The following is an 18,654-nucleotide window of genomic DNA, read 5'->3' on the forward strand; positions in this document are numbered from 1 at the left end:
ATCTGCAACCTTACCGTTAATTGTTCTGATTTAGAAGATTGTGAAAACCCCAGAAACCATTTAGATTTCTGAGTTTTATGCCATAAATTCATAAGGCGTAATATCTGCCATTCCAATCATCGGATCAATTTCAGTCAAATTTTCAGCAGTCAAAATTTTAAGGCTAGACTGTCTAGCAAGGTCTTCTTCACTCACTAACCTACTTTCAAGGGTTGTTTTACGAGAAGTATCATTCACGCGTTCAACTCCCATTCGGAACGCTTCTTCTTCCCCGCAGAGAATCAAGAATTGCTGACTTCTTGTGACCCCCGTGTAGAGTAAATCACGGCGAAGCATCCGGTAATAGCTTCTTACAACAGGCATAATCACAATCGGAAATTCACTTCCTTGTGCTTTGTGAATCGAGCAGCAATACGCATGGGTAAGTTGATTAAATTCCTGCTTGTAATAACTCACCTCTGTTTGGTCAAACTGCACTGTAATCATATCTTGCTTTTCAGTATTTTCCTTTGCATATTGCATCGAAACAATTTCCCCGATGTCTCCATTAAAGACGTTTTTCTCAGGCTGATTGATGAGTTGAAGCACTTTATCATGCACGCGGTACTTGACATCTCCATAAGCGATTTCCTTGCGTTTCCCAGATTCGTTCGGATTGAAAATTTCTTGCAAATTCCGATTTAAAACATTGATCCCTGCAGGACCCCGGTAAATCGGCGCTAAAACTTGGATATCGCGAGCACGAAAGCCCTTTTCTTTGGCATTTTGTACAACTTGATCCACAACTTCTGCAATTTGATTGACCGAACAATGAAAGAAAGATCGATCTTTGCTATTTTTAGTGAAATCGGCTGGTAAAAAGCCAGCTTTAATATCATGTGCCATTTGGATGATTGATGAACCATCTTTTTGGCGATAAATGTCTGTTAATTCGACAGTGGGCGCGATTTCAGAACGCAAAATGTCACGCAACACTTGACCAGGACCGACGGACGGCAACTGATCTTCATCTCCTACAAGAATCACTTGGATGTGGCTAGGTAACGCCCGAAACAGTTGATTGGCGAGCCAAATATCGACCATTGACATTTCGTCGACGATCAAAAGCCGCCCTTCAATAGCTCGCTCAGAATCATCACTCAAATCTTCTTGACCATTCATCCCAAGCAAACGGTGAATCGTCATTGCAGGAAGTCCTGTGGATTCGCTCATTCGCTTAGCCGCACGCCCAGTTGGAGCAGCAAGAAGCACTGGGAAGGCATCACCGTCTTTATAGGCATGTGGATCGAGACTTACGCCGTGTAACTCACTAAAAAGTTCCACGATTCCTTTGATGACTGTCGTTTTTCCGGTTCCCGGTCCGCCTGTTAAAACGAGCATTGGAGAAGTTAAAGCGGTTTGTAAGGCCTCCTTTTGTGAATCTCCGTAGGAAACGCCAATTCGCTCTTCAAGTTCGCCAAGCGCAAGTAAAAATTCGGATTCTGGAAATTGTTCTTCATATTCCGTTTGTTTCATGATTCGCTTGATGTGGTGCGCAAAGCCACTTTCGGCAAAGTAAAGTGAAGGTAAATAAATTCGGGTATTCTCAACTACGACTTTATCAAGGTCCCCTAAAGCCGTTAACTCCCGGTCTATTTCTTCTTGCAAAACGGGTTCTGGTGCACTTTCCATCAGTAAGCTACGCGTTTTTTCAATGAGTTCCTCTCGTTCTGTGTACACATTGCCATCACGAATCGAATCGGTATCAAGCGTGAACAGCAACCCAGCTCGAATTCGGTCTGGGTGATTACCGTTTAGACCTAGTCTTCGGCCCAGTTCGTCAGCTCGCTGGAAGCCAATTCCTTTTACATCTTCAATCAACTTGTAAGGATTCTTTTCAAGCACTTCAAGTGCATTTTGTTTGTAAGCTTGAAAGATTTTCATCGAAAGCTGCGGCCCAAAACCGTAATCATTCAAACCGATCATGACATGTTCTAACCCTTGATTTTCACGAAGTGTAGCAAGCAACGAGTCGGCTGTGTTTTTCGGTAGTTTAGGCACTTCGCTCAGACGATCTGGATCATTTAGAATAATGCTGATCGCGTCTTCACCCAAAACAGCTACAATATTTTCCGCCGTTTTCTTGCCAATGCCTTTAAAAAGTTCCCCAGACAGGTAAGCCACAACACCTTCTCTTGTCTGCGGCATTTCTTTATGGAACCGTTCAGCTTTAAATTGTTGGCCAAATTTTGCGTGTTCCTGCATTTTTCCGTAAAAAAGATAAACTTCTTGCGGCTCGAGTTTCGGAAAAATCCCGGTGACAATGATATCGCGCTCATCCCAGTCTGTATTCGTTTCCTTCACTTCAATCCGCGCTACTGAAAATAAATTATCAGGATTATGGAAAATCATCTGCAAAACTTCGCCCTTCATGAACTTTTCATCTGCTTCATCGCCAAATAGAGCAAGTGTTTCTTGATTGTTCATTTTTCCGCCTCCTTTTAAAAATTATTCTGCGTCGTTCGGTAGCTCTCGAATTGCATCTAAAGCGTTCTTTGCAAGTAAATGTTCCGGCTCGTTTTCAAGCGCTTGTTCAAAATATTCTTCAGCAAGTTTTAAATCGCCTTGCCAAGCTAAGTAGACTGCTCCTAAATTGTAAAGCGCGTCTGCATCACCAGGTTTAAGCGTTAGCGTCCGTTCAAGTTGGGTCACTGCTTCTTCGTAAACGCCTTCTTTAGCTAATGCAATGGCATATTGAAACACCGCTTCTGCATCTTCTTCGTTCAGTTCCACGCTTCGTAAAAAATAAGGAAGCGCTAGTGCATTTTGATCCATTTTCGAAAAACTAAGTCCGAGCATAAAAAAGACATCACTGTTTTCCATGCCTTCAGCAGTCGCTTCTTTAAATGCATTAACCGCATCTTCATAACGCTCAAGTTCAAAGTAAAGATTTCCTAAACTGTAGTAAGCTGCAGGAACGTGGTCATCAAGTTCGATCGCTCGTTTGTAAAACTGTTCTGCACGGTCAAAATCATCAAGCGACAATAAAACATTCCCAAAATTAATGTAGCCCACTGGATCGCTCGGGTTTTCTTCGATCACTTCCGTAAACATCTTGACTGCTTCTTCCAGTTTTCCTTCTTGCATATATTGAATTCCTTCTTGGTTTTTATCCATCGCTTTATCCCTCATTTCATCGTATTGAGCCACGAAACAATCGCAGCACTCGTTTCTTTTGTTTGCTTTTCGACAGAAATCTTCGCTTCTTTGTCTCCGTTTTGTTTCCCATAAGCGCCAAATTGTGCATGATTGCCACCTTTTATTTTGACGAACATTGTATCTCTCGGTAAATAGCGTTTATTTTCCCGATATTTTTCGAAGTTTAATACACCGTCATCAGTTGCCGTAATAGACAGCGATTGGAGATTAGTATCCCGAAGACTTCCCTTCTTATCAGGATAACTTGCGAGATAAAAAACGCCACGCAATTTTTCCAGATGTTCTTTCGCAAAACGAGAGGCAATCACGCCCCCAAACGAATGCCCGCCAATCACAAACCGTTCATCACTATTTTGATCGATAATCGTTTCCGCTTTGTTCTTTCCAAATATGGCTAAATCAAGCGGCATCTCAGGAATATAAGTTTTATAGCCAGCATCCGCTAGCGCATGAGCAAGCGGTGCGTAACTTAGCGCTTCCACAAAAGCACCTGGATATAAAATAACACTCGTTTTCTCGCTGCGGGTTTTTGGTTCAAAAATTAAGGTATTATTTGACTCAAAAATAGCCACTTGCTTTGTTTCTTGCGCCTTCTCTTCTGCAAAACGACTCGGTGAAGTATTTAAATAAAAATAGCCCCACGCAATGAGCAGGACAAGAATAATAATGCTTGAGAACCCGATTAATTTTTTCATATCCAACCTCTTTTCACCTGTTCGTTTAACATTTTACCATATTTCCTCTTAAAAAGCCGCGCTCTAAGCACAAAAAAGGAAATCCACTTCTAAAAATGGATTTCCTTCCTTTTAGCCAACATAATCTAATTGTTTCGCATCTTTCCAAACCGTGTCAATCGTTGCCCCACCGAGACATTCTTCACCGTCATAGAAAACAACTGCTTGTCCGGGGGTGATCGCTCTAACAGGTTCATCAAACACGACTTCCGCTTTGCCATCAGTCAAAAGATGAACGGTTACGCCCGTATCCTTTTGCCGGTAACGGAATTTTGCTGTGGCACGGAATATAGCTGGTTTTGGGTCATTCGATGTAAACGAAACATCCGTTGCGATTAGTGAGCTCGAGTATAAGCTGTCATCATGAAAACCTTGTACCACATAAAGCACATTGCGTTTTAAATCTTTTCCAGCGACAAACCACGGATCGCCGTCTCCACCGATACCAAGCCCGTGGCGTTGTCCAATCGTATAATACATTAAACCATCATGTTTTCCCATTTCTGTTCCATCAAAAGTTTGCATGGATCCCGGTTTAGCAGGGAGATATTCACTTAAAAATTCCTTAAAATTACGTTCTCCAATGAAACAAATACCCGTGCTGTCTTTTTTCTTCGCCGTCGCAAGTCCTGCTTCTTCAGCAATTCGTCTTACTTCACTTTTTTCCATGCCACCAAGCGGAAACATGACGTGAGAAAGTTGTTCCTGAGAAAGCTGATTTAAAAAGTAAGTTTGGTCTTTGTTTTCGTCCACCCCACGAAGTAATTTCACTTGACCATTTACCGTTTCAACACGCGCATAGTGGCCCGTTGCCACATAATCTGCGCCAAGACTTTCTGCGTGTTTCAGGAAAGCTTTAAATTTAATTTCCTTGTTGCACATCACATCGGGATTAGGCGTGCGGCCCAGTTCATATTCTTCTAAAAAGTAACGGAATACTTTATCCCAATATTCTTTTTCGAAATTCACAGAGTAATAAGGAATCCCAATTTGATTTGCGACGCGGATGACATCTTCATAGTCTTCTGTCGCCGTGCAAACACCAAATTCATCCGTGTCATCCCAGTTTTTCATAAATATACCAATTACATCATATCCTTGTTGCTTTAAAAGATAAGCCGTAACAGAAGAATCCACTCCGCCAGACATACCCACTACAACACGAATTTGACTATTTGCTTTTGTCACACTCGTTCTTCCTTTCTTTTCGCAAGACGCAACACTACTTGACTGATCGTTTCAGCAGCTTGCGTAATCTCTGCTTGATTGTTTCCAAGACCAAAACTAATTCGTAACGTCTCGGTAATCCCTGGATGGTCTTCCCCGAACATCGCAACAAGTACATGGGAAGGAGCGACTGAACCCGCCGTGCAAGCCGATCCACTTGAAACAGCAATGCCTTCCATATCCAAGTTCATTAATAATTGTTCAATTTGAACGCCGAAAAAACGTACACTAAACACGTGAGGCAACGTTTGATCTGCTGATCCATTTATTTCAAAAGTCAAACCATTTTTTTGAAAAATAGCCGCCATAGTTTCTTTAAAGTCGCGGTAAAGTTTCGCCTTATCAATTCGTTCCGCCCGCATAATGGCTAAAGCTTCTTTAAATCCAGCAATTCCCGCTAGGTTTTCCGTTCCTGCCCGACGTTTTCGTTCTTGCTCGCCGCCATGAAATGGAAATTCGAGTTTCGTGCCTTCTTTGACGTATAAAAAGCCTACACCTCGCGGTCCATTTATTTTATGAGCCGATACAGACAGCAAATCGACGCCCAGTTCCCTTACATCTAGAGGTATCAGACCAAAAGCCTGAACTGCATCCGTATGAAAAAGTGCTTGATGAGACTTAAGCAACTGTCCGATTTCAGCAATTGGTTGGAGCGCGCCCACTTCGTTATTTCCATACATGACGGAAACTAGAATCGTTTCGTCTGTGAGAGCTTCTTCAAAGTCACGAAGCTCGATTTGTCCCTCTGAATTCACGGGCAAATAAGTCACTTGAAACCCTTTTTTCTCCAAATATTCCATCGCATGCAAAACCGCATGATGTTCAATACTCGTTGTAATGATGTGGCGTCCATTTGCGGCATTTGCAAGCGCAGCTCCAATGACAGCTGTATTATCGCTTTCCGTTCCACCGCTCGTGAAGACAATCTCTCGTTCCTGCGCCCCGATCTCCTCGGCAAAAAACTGTCTCGCTTCATCTAGTTTTTTTCGAGCCGACCTTCCAGCTGCATGGATACTTGATGGATTCCCGTATTCGCTTGTCATCACATCAAGCATAACTTGACTCGCATCCGGATGAATGGGACTTGTCGCTGCATGATCAAGATAAATTGTTTTTTTCACAACACATCGTTTCCTTTCTTTAATCGTTTTTTTATTGTAACAACAAATCACCGCGAAAGCAATCTTATTCGCTTACAAAATGTTAGTTGTAAAACAAAAAGAAACCCCAATCGTACCGTTTGGAGCCCCATCCTTTGAACCCGCTGTATAAGCAGGTGGGTACTCTGTCGAGCGTTTTGCAAGTCCTCGTGAAAAGGCATGTGCGCCGCGTTCGAACACCGAGTTCCCAAGGTAATAAAGATTGTTCGGTTCAAAAATAGTAGGCACTATACGAATACATTAGGGTTTCTTTTAATACTGATAGAATAGCACAATTTTGGTAAAATAGCAATTTTGGAAAACCGTAAAAAGTAATTTATTTTACTTCTTATTTCGATTAATATTTTGATAGACTTCCGCAAGCGCTTGTTCAAATTTTGAATTTGTTTTTGGCTCATAGTATTGCTGCTGCTTGATCGAATCTGGTAAATACTGTTGATCCACCCAAGCATTTTCATAGTTATGTGGATATTTATAATCGATCGCTCTTCCTAGCTTTTTCGCCCCAGAATAGTGACCATCACGCAAATGATCCGGAACTTCCCCACTTTTCCCTGCCCGAATGTCACTAAGTGCCGCATCAACAGCCAGTATCGCCGAGTTTGATTTCGGTGAAAGGCAAAGTTCAATAACCGCATTTGCTAGCGGAATCCTCGCTTCAGGAAATCCAACTTTTTCAGCCGTTTGAACCGCCGCAAGCGTACGTGCTCCTGCTTGCGGACTTGCAAGTCCCACATCTTCATAAGCCATCACTAGCAGCCGACGAGTAATACTGACAAGATCTCCGGCTTCAATTAGCCTACCCATGTAATGAAGAGCTGCGTTTACATCACTACCACGTACAGACTTTTGAAAAGCACTCAAAACATCATAGTGAGCGTCTCCGTCTTTATCATGTGCGAGGCTTTTACGCTGCAGACATTCTTCCGCCACTTCAATCGTTATGTGAATACTACCTGATTCATCAGGTTGTGATGAAACAACAGCTAGTTCAAGCGCATTTAACGCTCCTCGAACATCTCCGTTACTCGCTGTCGCAAAATGCGTTCTCGCTTCCTCATCTAGCGTGACGTCATACTCCCCAAGACCACGTTCTGTGTCCGAGAGTGCCCTGTCAATGGCCAGTTCAATCTCTGCAATCGACAGCGGCTTTAATTCAAAGATTTGCGTTCGACTGCGGATCGCTGGATTGATTGCGATATAAGGATTACTTGTTGTAGCTCCAATCAAGATGATGGCACCACTCTCCAAATGAGGAAGTAGGAAATCTTGTTTAGCCTTATCAAGCCGATGTACTTCATCTAATAGCAAAATAACGGTCCCGCTCATTTTCGCTTCTGCTGCCACAATTTCCATATCTTTTTTGTTATTCGTCACCGCATTTAGCGTACGAAAAGCATATTCGGTACTACCAGCAATCGCACTCGCAATTGATGTTTTTCCAATCCCTGGCGGACCATATAAAATCATCGACGACAACTTTTTCGCTTGAACCATACGATAAATAATTTTGTCTTTTCCAACTAGATGTTCTTGCCCAATCACTTCATCAAGCGTTCTTGGGCGCATCCGGTATGCTAAAGGTTCCATTGCCATAACACAAAATTCCTCCAATTTTTCTCTTGTTTCTATTATATCATAAGAAAACAAGCAGTTCTTTCATTGAAACTAACTTCTGAGTTCGCTATAATTAAAAGAGAATCCAAAGTTTACTTATCCGAATTATGGAGGTTTATCAAAAATGAAAATTACTACTAAAGGTCGCTACGGGTTAACCATTGCGCTTGAACTTGCGCGCGAGGTTGGAAATGGACCTATCTCCCTCCGAAGCATTGCAAAGAAAAAGAATTTATCTGAACATTACTTAGAACAACTCATCGGACCACTTCGAAATGCCGGACTAGTCAAAAGTATTCGCGGGGCTCACGGCGGTTACATTTTAAATGGGGATCCAAAGCAAATCACTGCTGGCGATGTTATTCGGACACTTGAAGGACCGATTGTACTTGTCGAAAGCATTGAAAACGAAGAAGCCGCTCAGCGCGAACTTTGGACACGAATGCGTGATGCTGTAAAAAATGTACTAGATCAAACTTCACTTAAGGATTTGATTGCACTCGAAAATACATCAGAAGAAACTATGCTACAAGAAGGTTACATGTTCTATATTTAAGCTATTTAAATAAAAGACAAGAAGTTCCAAAAGGGACTTCTTGTCTTTTGCCTTTTATCATAAAAAACATTATCTTGATTTAAAAAGTCTGTTCATGCCTGGCCAGAAAGCCCATTTCCCAAGTAGAACGGTAAGTGCCGGCACAAGTAAAGGCCGAATAAGAAAAGTATCAACTAGAATACCCAACGCCGTTATCAAACCAAATTGCACAAGAAGCTCAATCGGGAGTGTAGTCAAGACGAGGAATGTAGCCGCTAAAATAACTCCGGCTGAAGTAATTACTCCCCCTGTTTCATGTACTCCTTCTCGTACAGCCTTGCTAATCGGCATTTTATGTGCATTCTCCCAAATGCTCGAAACCATAAATATATTGTAATCCTCTCCAAGCGCTACAATAAAGATAAATGCATAAAGTGGAATCAAGCCTGAAATCGCGTCAACTTCAAAGAAATAATGCAAAATTAGCCATCCCATACCAAGAGAAGCAGTATAGGAAAAAAGCACTGTCAAAACAAGATATATCATGGCGACAATGGACCTCAAATAAAAAAGCAACAAAACACTAATAAGTACTATAACAAGTGGAATTACTATTTTTTCATCAGTTTTCGAAACTGAACGTTCATCAAATTGAGTAGCAGTTTGCCCTGCTATATAAACTTGACTATCAACGCCCTTTATTGCCTGTTTTAATTTAGGAATTTTATTCATCGCTTCTTTACTATAGGGATTTTCATTCAAAATGACAGAATACTTAAGAAAAGATTTATTTTTCGAGCTAGGTTCAGCTGAGCTTACTGATTTCACACCTTCGATTTCTTGAAGTGCCTCGCGATCTTTGCTCTGTCCATTTTTCACTATAACAGTGAGAGGTGCAAGATAACCCGCACCAAAATGGTCTTCAATTAATCGAAAGCCTTCCTTAGAAGGCATATCATCTGGGAAACTCGAAAGTGTATCATAACTATAATTAATTTGTGTAACTTGAAATGAAGCCATTCCAAGAAGTACAACAGAGAAGATTATAATGATAATTGGATACCTAATTGCTATTCTACCGATTGCATCCCACAGTCTATTCTCCTTCTTATTTTCTCTTGATGGGTGCGGGATGAAAGGCCAAAAAGAAACGCGACCAAAAACTCCTAAAAGCGCTGGAACTAAAGTTAAAGAAGAAAGTAGCATGACTAAAATAGCTAAACTAAAGGGAATTGCAAAATTATGGAAAGAACCATATCTAGTAGCAAGGAGCAATAGCAAAGCGCACATCACTGTTAATCCACTGAGAAGTATAGCTCCTGATACACCTCTAAAAGCAAAACGTAAGGACTTAAATCGATCCTGTTCGATTTTCAGAAAATGCCGGTACCTTGAAATTAAAAATAAACAATAATCTGTTCCTGCTCCGAATAGTAGCACAGTCATAATCGAAAGTCCTTGAGAGCTATAAGTTATAATTCCTTCTTTTCCGAGGAAGCCAAGAATAGGTGTTACGATTAAATAAGCCATCCCAACAGCAATTAAAGGAATTAACGCTAAAATAGGAGAGCGATAAATTAATAGTAAAATAAGCAATACAATACACACTGTAGCAATTAATAAAGAAACATCTGCATCCTTAAAAAGCTCTGAGGCGTCAACGCTAATTCCTGCTGGTCCAGTAGCACGTGCAATCAGTTGCTTTTCACTATCGAGATTTGTCTCAAAAGGGTTATTTCGAAATATACCATTCGTTCTTTTTTCCAATTCACTAATAGCTATTTTTATTTTTTCTGAACTAGTTCCTTCATCCATAATCACAGTTTGGATAAAAGATTTTTTATCCTTAGAGCGTTGCTCCAAAAGGACTTGCGGCGGCACCTTTTCAAGTGGAACCAACTGATTTTGATTCGGAATTGGGTCGTTTTGTAAAGAGGCGTTCAGTTCTTGAATTTTCTCCAAATCGGATGTTGAAAGGCCTTGGTTGCTCGACCATGTTATCAGTAAAGGGATTCCATTATTCTTTTCAAAATAACGATCTTCAACTTTTTCTGCAATTACTGAGGGTTCCGACTTCGATAAATCACGTGCTGTATCTTCTTTATACGTTGAGGCATTTGGCAGAATAAACTGCAATCCCAAAGCTACAACAATCCAAATAGCAATAATTACAAAGCGCCCTTTTTTTCCACTAATTATTTTTGCTATCCCATCTTTAATTTTCAAAATAAATCCCCCTATTCTATTCATTTATCAATTGATAAATGAATGGTAAAAAAAAGAAGCAATTTACTATACCTCTTTTTTCATAAACCCAAACAAAATCAAATAGATTCTTTCCGATACTTTTTCTCTAAGTTCCTTAGTCGACAGCAGATTTGTGGGCATAAAAAGTGGAGTAATTGCCGATAAAAAATATTCTGCCGCTTCTTTAGATGTAAGTTGACTTTGTGTATCTCCCTTTTTAACAAAGTCTGAAAAAATAGCTTCTATAGGCAAAAAATAGCTTCTATACCATAAATCATATAATACTCTCTGGTTTTCTTTTTTTAACTCATTTAAAATATCATGGACCATTAGTAAAATGTTAGTTGGATGTTTTTCAATTAAATTTAGTACAACTAGATTAAGTTTAGCTTCGCAATTTATCTTTTTATCTAAAATGTTCTTCATGTCAGATTGAATATCAGCAGTTAATTTTTTCACAACCTCAAGATAAAGAACTTCTTTATCTTGAAAATGATGATACAATGCTGGCTGAGTAATTTTAGCAGACAAAGCTATTTCTCGAGTAGTTACCGCTCGATATCCTTTTTTCATAAAAAGAGTCCTACCAGCATCTAAGATTTTTAAACGGGTCCGAGCCATTTCTTCTGCTCGACTTCTTCTAGCCACTTCAATCCTCTCCTTTTTTATTTCATCTTACCTTTTATAACACTTTTTTTCAAATCACCTCATCAAAATGTTATATATACTGACAAAAACAACAAAAAAACAGATTACGCTTGCAAATAAATCTCTATACTGTATGATAATACCATAAAATAAAATTATTTATGTTATATAATATGACATAAAATAGAGGAGAGCTGATTATGGAATCTGTTTTTATGTTTTTCTGCACATTATTAGTTTGGCTAATGACACCAGGAATTGCATTGTTTTATGGAGGGATGGTTCGGCGCAAAAACGTGCTAAGTACCGCGATGTATAGTTTTAGCTCCATGGCCATCGTTTCCATTCTGTGGATTTTAATCGGTTACTCGCTTGCGTTCTCGCCGAATAACGCTTTTATAGGTGGCTTCGAATGGAGTTTTCTCCACAATGTTGGGTTTTCTAGTTCAACACTTTATAGCGATTCAATTCCGCACTTGTTATTCATGATGTTTCAAATGACATTCGCCGTTTTGACGGTTGCGATCATATCTGGCGCCTTCGCCGAGCGAATGAATTTTCCTGCTTACCTCGTATTTATTCTTCTTTGGTCTTTACTCGTTTATGCCCCCGTCGCACACTGGGTTTGGGGTGAAGGTGGCTTTCTCCGCGAGCTAGGAGCCCTTGATTTTGCTGGTGGTAATGTCGTTCATATCAGTTCTGGCGTTACAGGGCTCGTGCTAGCCATCATGATCGGACGCCGAAAAGAAGCCGATACCGCCTCGCCGCACAATTTACCACTTGCTTTGATCGGAGGTATTCTCGTTTGGTTCGGTTGGTACGGTTTTAACGTTGGAAGCGCCCTTACGATCGACCAAGTAGCCATGACAGCTTTCGTCAACACAAACACGGCAGCTGCTGCAGGAATCATCGGATGGGGAGCCGTTGAATGGCTCATGCACAAACGCCCAACCATGCTAGGTACAATTTCCGGGGCTATCGCAGGCCTTGTATCCATCACACCAGCAGCTGGATTTGTCACCATCCCAAGCGCTATCCCAATTGGTTTCATCGGTGGCATGCTTTGCTTTTGGGGCGTTTCGTGGCTAAAAGGAAAAGTAAAATATGATGATGCACTTGATGCGTTCGGTTTGCATGGCATCGGAGGTATTTGGGGTGGTATTGCAACAGGTTTATTTGCTTCCATCAAAGTGAATCCAAATGGAGCAAATGGCCTTTTTTTCGGCAACTATACGCTAGTAGCCAAACAAATTGCCGCAATCAGCGTAACTGTTTTATTTGTTGCAATGCTTACGATCGTGATTGTTGCGATCATCCGCTTGTTCCTCCCAATCCGCGTCAACGAAGAACAAGAGACAAGCGGGCTTGATTGGACTTTGCACGGTGAAAAAGCGTATCACGACCGTTAAACTTTAAAATTAGATACCCAAAAAGAAGATTTCCATGAGTAAATCCTCAAAAATGCCCTTCAATTCTAAAAAAACGATGAGAAATCACTTGTTTCTCTTTCCAGAAGCCATTTATGCGTTATAATGGGATAGAGATGTCATTAGATTGGAGGCGCAAAGAAGTTATATGCGTAAAATTCCTATATTTACGCTGATTGCTATTTTGCTACTTGGCGGCGGTTATTTTTACTATCAACATGTATCTTCAAAAGTAAATTTAACCTTTAGTTTTAATGTAAGCAAAAAAGATACGGATAAAAAAACAATCAGCGGCACCATTGACGGCGCAGGAAACACGCTTGTTACCCTGCCGGTTTCAAAAGATCTTTTAAATTCCGTTAAAAAAGGAAATCATTATAACATAGAAGCGACATTTTACAACAAAAAACGTGTCGATAAAAAAACAAGCCAAAAACTGGAAGGTCCATTTTGGTCGAATGAAAACAATAAAGGCTTACTTGTCAACAAAGTAAAAGTTGATAACTTAGAAAAAATTACGAATCAATAAAAAAGGGAATCGGCCATCTCGCCGATTCCCTTTTTTATAGTCCTCAAGATTCTTCTTCAATCTCTAAGCCTAATTCTTTTAGTTGTCCGTCACTTACGCTACTTGGCGCTTGTGTAAGCAAGTCAACCGCACTCCCTGTTTTTGGAAATGCAATCGTATCACGTAAGTTGCTGCTTCCAGCTAAAATCATAACTATCCGATCAAGTCCTAACGCAATACCACCATGTGGCGGTGTTCCGTATTCAAGTGCATTCATCAAAAAACCAAATTGCGCCTCTGCTTCTTCATCGCTAAACCCAAGCGCTCGAAGCATTTTTTGTTGCACATCTTTTTGGTAAATCCGCAGTGAGCCTCCGCCAATTTCATAGCCATTTAAAACGATATCATACGCTTCAGCCATCGCATCTTCAGGATTTGACTCCAGCTTTTCAATGTCTTCTTCACGCGGTAAAGTAAACGGATGGTGAGCGGACACAAAGCGACCAGCTTCTTCATCATATTCAAATAGCGGCCAGTCTGTTACCCATAAAAAGGCAAGTTCATTTTCATCATAAAGCGCTAAATCTTTTCCAAGTTTCGTCCGAAGGGCACCAAGTGAAGCAGCTACAGTTTCTTTTGTATCTGCAGCAAATAGTAATAAGTCACCAGCTTCAGCTTCAAGAACTTGTCGCAATTCACTTTGTTTACTAGCATCAAAGAATTTGGCAATCGGCCCCTTTAATTCATCTTGTTCGACTTTCATCCAAGCAAGACCTTTAGCCCCGTAAGTGGCTACAAATTCGCCTAGCGCATCAATGTCTTTGCGCGAATACTTTTCAGCTGCTTGTTTTGCATTAATGGCTTTCACTTCTCCGCCTGCTTCAAGAGCACCTGTAAAAACTTTAAACGAAACATCTTTAACAACCTCTGAAACATCTGTAAGTTCTAAACCAAAGCGAACATCCGGTTTATCACTTCCAAAGCGACGCATCGCTTCATCGTAGGTCATTCTCGCGAAAGGTCGAGGAATTTCAATTCCCTTCACTTCTTTTACAACCGCAGTTAGCATGATTTCTGTGATTTCTTGAATTTCTTCTTTACTCAAGAAGCTCGTTTCTAAGTCGACTTGCGTAAATTCAGGTTGGCGATCTCCTCTAAGATCCTCATCGCGGAAGCAGCGAACAATTTGATAGTATTTATCGAATCCCGCTGTCATCAGCAATTGTTTCAAAATTTGCGGAGATTGAGGCAGTGCATAAAAACTACCTGGATAAACGCGACTAGGTACTAAATAGTCACGCGCACCTTCTGGCGTACTTTTCGTCAAGTAAGGTGTTTCGATATCATAAAAACCAAGTTCATTTAATTTTTCACGAAAAACACGAGTGACGTGATGCCGCATTTTAAAGACAGCAGTCATTTCAGGACGGCGAAGATCTAAATAGCGGTATTTCAAGCGAAGCTCATCCGAAACATTGATCCCGTCTTCAATATAAAAAGGCGGTGTTTTCGAGCGATTTAAAATCGTCACTTCACTTGCAAGAACCTCAATTTTCCCGGTTTTAAGTTTGTCATTTACAGCTTCTTCACGTCTTAATGTCACTTCTCCTTTAACAGAAATGACAAATTCAGAGCGAATTCCTTCCGCAATCGAAAGGGCTTCACTCGAAAGTTCAGGATTAAAAACCACCTGAACAACACCTTCGCGATCACGTAAATCAATAAAAATCAAGCCACCTAGGTCACGCCGTTTTTGTACCCAACCATGTAACGTAACGATTTCACCTTGATTTTTTTCCGTCAATTCTCCACAATAGGATGTTCTTTTTTCCATTATTTTATTCGTCCCCCTCGGCTTGCTCTTCAAGCGTCGTAATTAATTCAGTTTCAGTAACGAGGAACTGTTCACCCGTAGCCATATTTTTCAAGCTATATTCACCCGTTCGAATTTCATCTTCACCAATGATTACGGTATATTTTGCTTGTTTTCGATCGGCATCTTTAAGTTGCGCTTTAAGTTTTCGCTTTTGATAGTCTTTTTCTGCACTAATTCCGTGATCCCGAAGCATATTCACAAGTTGTACGACTTTTTCATCCGCTTCTTCTTGTGCAGAAATCACGTAGCAACTTAGTCCTTTTGCTGCCGGGATTTTTACTTGTGCTTTTTCAAGTGCAAGTAAAACACGTTCAACACCCATCCCGAAACCAATGCCCGGTGTATCTGGTCCGTCAAATTCCTGTACAAGACCGTGATAGCGACCGCCTCCACAAAGTGTGGTTTTTGCACCAAATCCTTCTTCATCACTCATAATTTCAAATGTTGTATGATTATAATAATCAAGGCCTCTTACAAGCGTTGGATCCACTGTATAAGAAATCCCAATAACATCTAAGAATCCTTTTACCTTGGCAAAATACTCCTTCGACTCTTCATTTAAAAAGTCTAAGATAGACGGTGCGCTTTTTACAAGCGGATGCTCATGATCCGTTTTGCAATCCAGGATCCGAAGCGGATTTTTATAAAGACGCGCTTGGCAATCTGAACAGAACTCATCAATTTGCGGTTCAAAATGCGCGATCAAAGCTTCTCTGTGTTTTAAGCGACTTTCTTTATCGCCAAGACTATTGATAATAAGAGAAATATTTTCTAGACCAATTGAACGGAAGAAATTCATCGCAAGTGAAATCACTTCTGCATCAATTGAGGGGTCATCACTTCCAATAGCTTCAATCCCCATTTGTGTAAATTGACGTTGTCTCCCACCTTGCGGGCGTTCGTAGCGAAACATTGGTCCATTATAGTAAAGTTTAACAGGTTGCTTCACGTCACCAAACATCTTGTGTTCCACAAAAGAACGAACGACAGGTGCCGTACCTTCCGGGCGAAGTGTTAAGCTTCTGCCTTTTTTATCCTGGAAGGTGTACATTTCTTTCGTTACGATATCTGTCGAATCCCCCACACCACGCTCAAAAAGTTCAGTATGTTCAAAAATAGGAGTTCGAATTTCACTATAACGATAAGTTTCGCAAATCGATCGAAATTTATTTTCTAAAAAGTGCCAAGTCTCAATTTCATTTGGTAAAATGTCTCTTGTACCGCGAGGTAATTGAATTTCCATGGTTGTTTCCTCCTTAGTTTAAGTTTAGTCTAATTTTTATTTCAAACATATAAAAACTCCCGCCCCTTGTCACTTTACTAACAAGGGACGAGAGATAAATTCACCCGTGGTACCACCCTAATTGGAATACTAAATTCCCACTTTTCCATAACGCTGGATTCGCGTTTCAGTCTACTTTGAGTTACTTCGACTGAAACCTCAGAAGTGTCTTTCCAAAACTTGTCACCACAGATTTCTTTCAGCAAAATGAAATCCTCTCTTTTTTGGGAGGGAAGCTTGTACTTTTCTTCGTCATCGGTCATAATATGAATTATGTTTAGATTACTAGAAAATAGCGAGAAAGTCAATATCTGCCAAGTTTTTTCTAAAAAGTAGTTTAAGGTTTCACACAAACGCATTTTATGGTAACATTTGAATGAGTTAACTTTTACTTTGGGGGTGTTTCGATTTCGTGCGAAAGAATTTCATATTGATTTCGATTTTATCGACAGCACTCATTGCAGCTGGAATTTTAGTGACCTTTGCAATGGCCCACGCCAACTCGGTCAGCGTCGAAGCTGATGTTGTCAATGTTCGGAGTGGTCCTGGTCTTGCCTATGATGTCACGAGTCAAGTTCGGAAAAATGATGTGCTTCAGGTAATCGGAGAAGAAAATAAATGGTATAAAGTTCGTCTTGAAGACGGAAATAGTGGTTGGGTTGCAAGCTGGCTTGTCAAAAATACATCGGTCAGCGCAGCTAGTAATAGTATCGCCGTTGTTTCTTCAGATGGCGGATTAAACGTAAGGGAAAAACCGAGTACCGACAGCGCCGTGCTTGGCGTATTAAATACAAATGACCAAGTTAACGTTGTAAGTGAACAAGATGGTTGGGCTCAAATTCAATACCAAGGTCGAAACGCTTGGGTAAGTTCAGATTACATAACCATTCGAAACTCTACGACAAAGAGCGCTTCAAAAGACCTACAAAGTATTACAATTCGTGAAAACGAGACAAATATCCGTAATAAACCTGATCTAAGTGGTAGCGTTCTTGAAAAAGCCGATTCTGGGGAAACTTATGAAATTGAAGGCGTTCAAGGCGATTGGTATCAAGTAAAAACTTCAAAGGGAAATACGGGTTATGTGGCAAACTGGGTTGTTGATATTTCTTCTGGCGGAGAAACGCCTCAGAAATCAAAAACGACTAAGCTTTCAGAAGCAACCATTGTCCTCGATCCAGGACACGGAGGTAATGATCCTGGTGCAAAAGGTGACAAAGGAACTGTAGAAAAAAAAGCAACTTTAAAAACAGCAAAAGCAATTCGTTCCAAACTTGAAAGCGCTGGGGCCAAAGTTGTTATGACTCGAAACAGTGATGAATACGTTTCACTTCGCGACCGCAATAAAACTGCTGCAAAAAATCAAGCTGATGTCTTTATTAGCATCCACTTTGATAGCGTTGAAGATAGTGCTGATGGAAGCGTAAGCGGACAAACGACTTACTATTACAAAAAACGCGATAAGGAATTGGCGAATACGATAAACGATAGCTTGGGTGATGCGTTATCTATTTCTAATCGAGGTGCACGAGTTGGCGATTACTACGTAGTACGTGAAAACGAGCAACCTGCTCTTCTACTTGAATTAGGCTATCTCAGCTCACGTCAAGATGAAGATCGTATCAATTCAAGCTCTTACCGAAACCAAATTGCAGATGCTGTCACAGAAGGCTTGGCAAATTACTTTGCCAACTAAAAAGTAGCGCTCACGAATGAGCGCTACTTTTTTATTAACTTCATTTAGCGAGATCATCTGAATCTAACATGATCGTAACAGGTCCATCATTTGTAATCGTTACTTGCATAGAAGCACCGAAAACCCCCGTTTCCACGTTTAAGCCAAGTTCTTGTTCAAGTTTTTCATTGAAGAGTTGATAAAGTGCTTCTGCTTCACTTCCAGGCGCCGAATCCGTAAAACTTGGCCGACGTCCTTTTCTTACATCGGCATAAAGCGTGAACTGAGAAACACTTAAAATGCCACCGCCAACATCTGCGAGCGATAAGTTCATTTTTTCATTTTCGTCCTCGAAAATACGCAATCCCGCAATTTTTTTCACCAATACATCAATCTCTTTTTCTGTATCTGTATGTGTGAACCCAACAAGTAAACAAAGTCCGAATGGGATCTCCCCTGTGATTTCGCCATCAATTGTTACACTTGCAGATTTGGTTCGTTGAAGTAAAACGCGCATTTT

Annotated in this window: 15 protein-coding genes, 1 other RNA gene and 1 other annotated feature; of the genes, 4 read left to right on the forward strand and 12 right to left on the reverse strand. The window is 40.6% G+C overall.

Translation table 11 applies throughout. The features are described 5' to 3' along the window. Positions 1-75: 75 nt before the first annotated feature. From recD2 to UR08_RS04930, 7 genes are all read right to left on the reverse strand, one after another. Positions 76-2,466 carry an SF1B family DNA helicase RecD2 gene (recD2, locus tag UR08_RS04900; RefSeq protein WP_115752527.1) on the reverse strand — a complete coding sequence of 797 codons (2,391 nt, stop codon included), beginning with the start codon at positions 2,464-2,466 and terminating at the stop codon, positions 76-78. A gap of 21 nt (positions 2,467-2,487) precedes the next feature. After that, a complete protein-coding gene (locus UR08_RS04905) occupies positions 2,488-3,156 on the reverse strand; it encodes a tetratricopeptide repeat protein (RefSeq protein WP_240616024.1) in 669 nt (222 codons plus the stop codon). Between the two features lie 11 nt (positions 3,157-3,167). Beyond that, entirely contained in the window at positions 3,168-3,893 is a 726-nt protein-coding gene (locus UR08_RS04910; protein WP_115752529.1) for an alpha/beta hydrolase, read from the reverse strand. A 111-nt stretch (positions 3,894-4,004) separates the two neighbouring features. Further along, the gene (gene mnmA, locus UR08_RS04915; RefSeq protein WP_115752530.1) at positions 4,005-5,120 is read right to left on the reverse strand and encodes a tRNA 2-thiouridine(34) synthase MnmA; all 1,116 of its coding nucleotides are present in this window, start codon (positions 5,118-5,120) and stop codon (positions 4,005-4,007) included. Further along, a complete protein-coding gene (locus UR08_RS04920) occupies positions 5,117-6,280 on the reverse strand; it encodes a cysteine desulfurase family protein (RefSeq protein ID WP_115752531.1) in 1,164 nt (387 codons plus the stop codon). The genes mnmA and UR08_RS04920 overlap by 4 nt, the downstream gene beginning before the upstream one ends. A gap of 99 nt (positions 6,281-6,379) precedes the next feature. Next, positions 6,380-6,569, reverse strand: a non-coding RNA gene (ssrS, locus tag UR08_RS04925) — 6S RNA. A gap of 71 nt (positions 6,570-6,640) precedes the next feature. Continuing rightward, complete coding sequence (locus UR08_RS04930) at positions 6,641-7,915, reverse strand: replication-associated recombination protein A (RefSeq protein WP_115752532.1); 1,275 nt, start codon at positions 7,913-7,915, stop codon at positions 6,641-6,643. Positions 7,916-8,060: 145 nt separating this feature from the next. Here UR08_RS04930 and cymR point away from each other — a divergent pair, with 145 nt between their 5' ends. Continuing rightward, on the forward strand, positions 8,061-8,492 hold the full coding sequence (cymR, locus tag UR08_RS04935; protein WP_115752533.1) for a cysteine metabolism transcriptional regulator CymR: 432 nt from the start codon (positions 8,061-8,063) through the stop codon (positions 8,490-8,492). 69 nt (positions 8,493-8,561) lie between these two features. On the opposite strand, the gene UR08_RS04940 is transcribed toward cymR, so the two are convergent. Both UR08_RS04940 and UR08_RS04945 read right to left on the reverse strand, forming a co-directional pair. Further along, positions 8,562-10,721 (reverse strand): MMPL family transporter, encoded by a 2,160-nt coding sequence (locus UR08_RS04940; RefSeq protein ID WP_420812301.1) that lies wholly within the window; start codon positions 10,719-10,721, stop codon positions 8,562-8,564. Positions 10,722-10,763: 42 nt separating this feature from the next. Beyond that, positions 10,764-11,339, reverse strand: coding sequence for a TetR/AcrR family transcriptional regulator (locus tag UR08_RS04945; protein ID WP_115752725.1), 576 nt, complete (start codon positions 11,337-11,339; stop codon positions 10,764-10,766). A 227-nt stretch (positions 11,340-11,566) separates the two neighbouring features. On the opposite strand from UR08_RS04945, the gene UR08_RS04950 reads away from it, so the two are divergent. After that, positions 11,567-12,775, forward strand: coding sequence for an ammonium transporter (locus UR08_RS04950; protein WP_115752534.1), 1,209 nt, complete (start codon positions 11,567-11,569; stop codon positions 12,773-12,775). Positions 12,776-12,941: 166 nt separating this feature from the next. After that, positions 12,942-13,322: a hypothetical protein gene (locus UR08_RS04955; protein ID WP_115752535.1), complete on the forward strand. Its 381-nt coding sequence runs from the start codon at positions 12,942-12,944 to the stop codon at positions 13,320-13,322. 43 nt (positions 13,323-13,365) lie between these two features. Here the strand turns inward: UR08_RS04955 and aspS are convergent, their stop codons facing one another. Continuing rightward, on the reverse strand, positions 13,366-15,135 hold the full coding sequence (gene aspS, locus UR08_RS04960) for an aspartate--tRNA ligase (RefSeq protein ID WP_115752536.1): 1,770 nt from the start codon (positions 15,133-15,135) through the stop codon (positions 13,366-13,368). 4 nt (positions 15,136-15,139) lie between these two features. After that, positions 15,140-16,420: a histidine--tRNA ligase gene (hisS, locus tag UR08_RS04965; RefSeq protein ID WP_115752537.1), complete on the reverse strand. Its 1,281-nt coding sequence runs from the start codon at positions 16,418-16,420 to the stop codon at positions 15,140-15,142. Between the two features lie 80 nt (positions 16,421-16,500). Then, positions 16,501-16,724: a binding site (T-box leader), on the reverse strand. 147 nt (positions 16,725-16,871) lie between these two features. On the opposite strand from hisS, the gene UR08_RS04970 reads away from it, so the two are divergent. After that, positions 16,872-18,155 carry an N-acetylmuramoyl-L-alanine amidase family protein gene (locus UR08_RS04970; protein WP_115752538.1) on the forward strand — a complete coding sequence of 428 codons (1,284 nt, stop codon included), beginning with the start codon at positions 16,872-16,874 and terminating at the stop codon, positions 18,153-18,155. A gap of 40 nt (positions 18,156-18,195) precedes the next feature. Here UR08_RS04970 and dtd read toward each other — a convergent pair whose 3' ends face one another. Then, positions 18,196-18,651 (reverse strand): D-aminoacyl-tRNA deacylase, encoded by a 456-nt coding sequence (gene dtd / locus UR08_RS04975; RefSeq protein ID WP_115752539.1) that lies wholly within the window; start codon positions 18,649-18,651, stop codon positions 18,196-18,198. Positions 18,652-18,654 lie beyond the last annotated feature (3 nt).

It is taken from the genome of Listeria kieliensis, from assembly GCF_003369925.1.
Lineage (GTDB): Bacteria > Bacillota > Bacilli > Lactobacillales > Listeriaceae > Listeria > Listeria kieliensis_A.

What these genes read in the sequence shown, in the direction of transcription:
- recD2 (WP_115752527.1), bottom strand. Translation starts at nt 2,466, where the DNA reads ATGAACAATCAAGAAACACTTGCTCTATTTGGCGATGAAGCAGATGAA.
- UR08_RS04905 (WP_240616024.1), bottom strand. Translation starts at nt 3,156, where the DNA reads ATGGATAAAAACCAAGAAGGAATTCAATATATGCAAGAAGGAAAACTG.
- UR08_RS04910 (WP_115752529.1), bottom strand. Translation starts at nt 3,893, where the DNA reads ATGAAAAAATTAATCGGGTTCTCAAGCATTATTATTCTTGTCCTGCTC.
- UR08_RS04930 (WP_115752532.1), bottom strand. Translation starts at nt 7,915, where the DNA reads ATGGCAATGGAACCTTTAGCATACCGGATGCGCCCAAGAACGCTTGAT.
- cymR (WP_115752533.1), top strand. Translation starts at nt 8,061, where the DNA reads ATGAAAATTACTACTAAAGGTCGCTACGGGTTAACCATTGCGCTTGAA.
- UR08_RS04940 (WP_420812301.1), bottom strand. Translation starts at nt 10,721, where the DNA reads ATGAATAGAATAGGGGGATTTATTTTGAAAATTAAAGATGGGATAGCA.
- UR08_RS04945 (WP_115752725.1), bottom strand. Translation starts at nt 11,339, where the DNA reads ATGGCTCGGACCCGTTTAAAAATCTTAGATGCTGGTAGGACTCTTTTT.
- UR08_RS04950 (WP_115752534.1), top strand. Translation starts at nt 11,567, where the DNA reads ATGGAATCTGTTTTTATGTTTTTCTGCACATTATTAGTTTGGCTAATG.
- UR08_RS04955 (WP_115752535.1), top strand. Translation starts at nt 12,942, where the DNA reads ATGCGTAAAATTCCTATATTTACGCTGATTGCTATTTTGCTACTTGGC.
- aspS (WP_115752536.1), bottom strand. Translation starts at nt 15,135, where the DNA reads ATGGAAAAAAGAACATCCTATTGTGGAGAATTGACGGAAAAAAATCAA.
- hisS (WP_115752537.1), bottom strand. Translation starts at nt 16,420, where the DNA reads ATGGAAATTCAATTACCTCGCGGTACAAGAGACATTTTACCAAATGAA.
- dtd (WP_115752539.1), bottom strand. Translation starts at nt 18,651, where the DNA reads ATGCGCGTTTTACTTCAACGAACCAAATCTGCAAGTGTAACAATTGAT.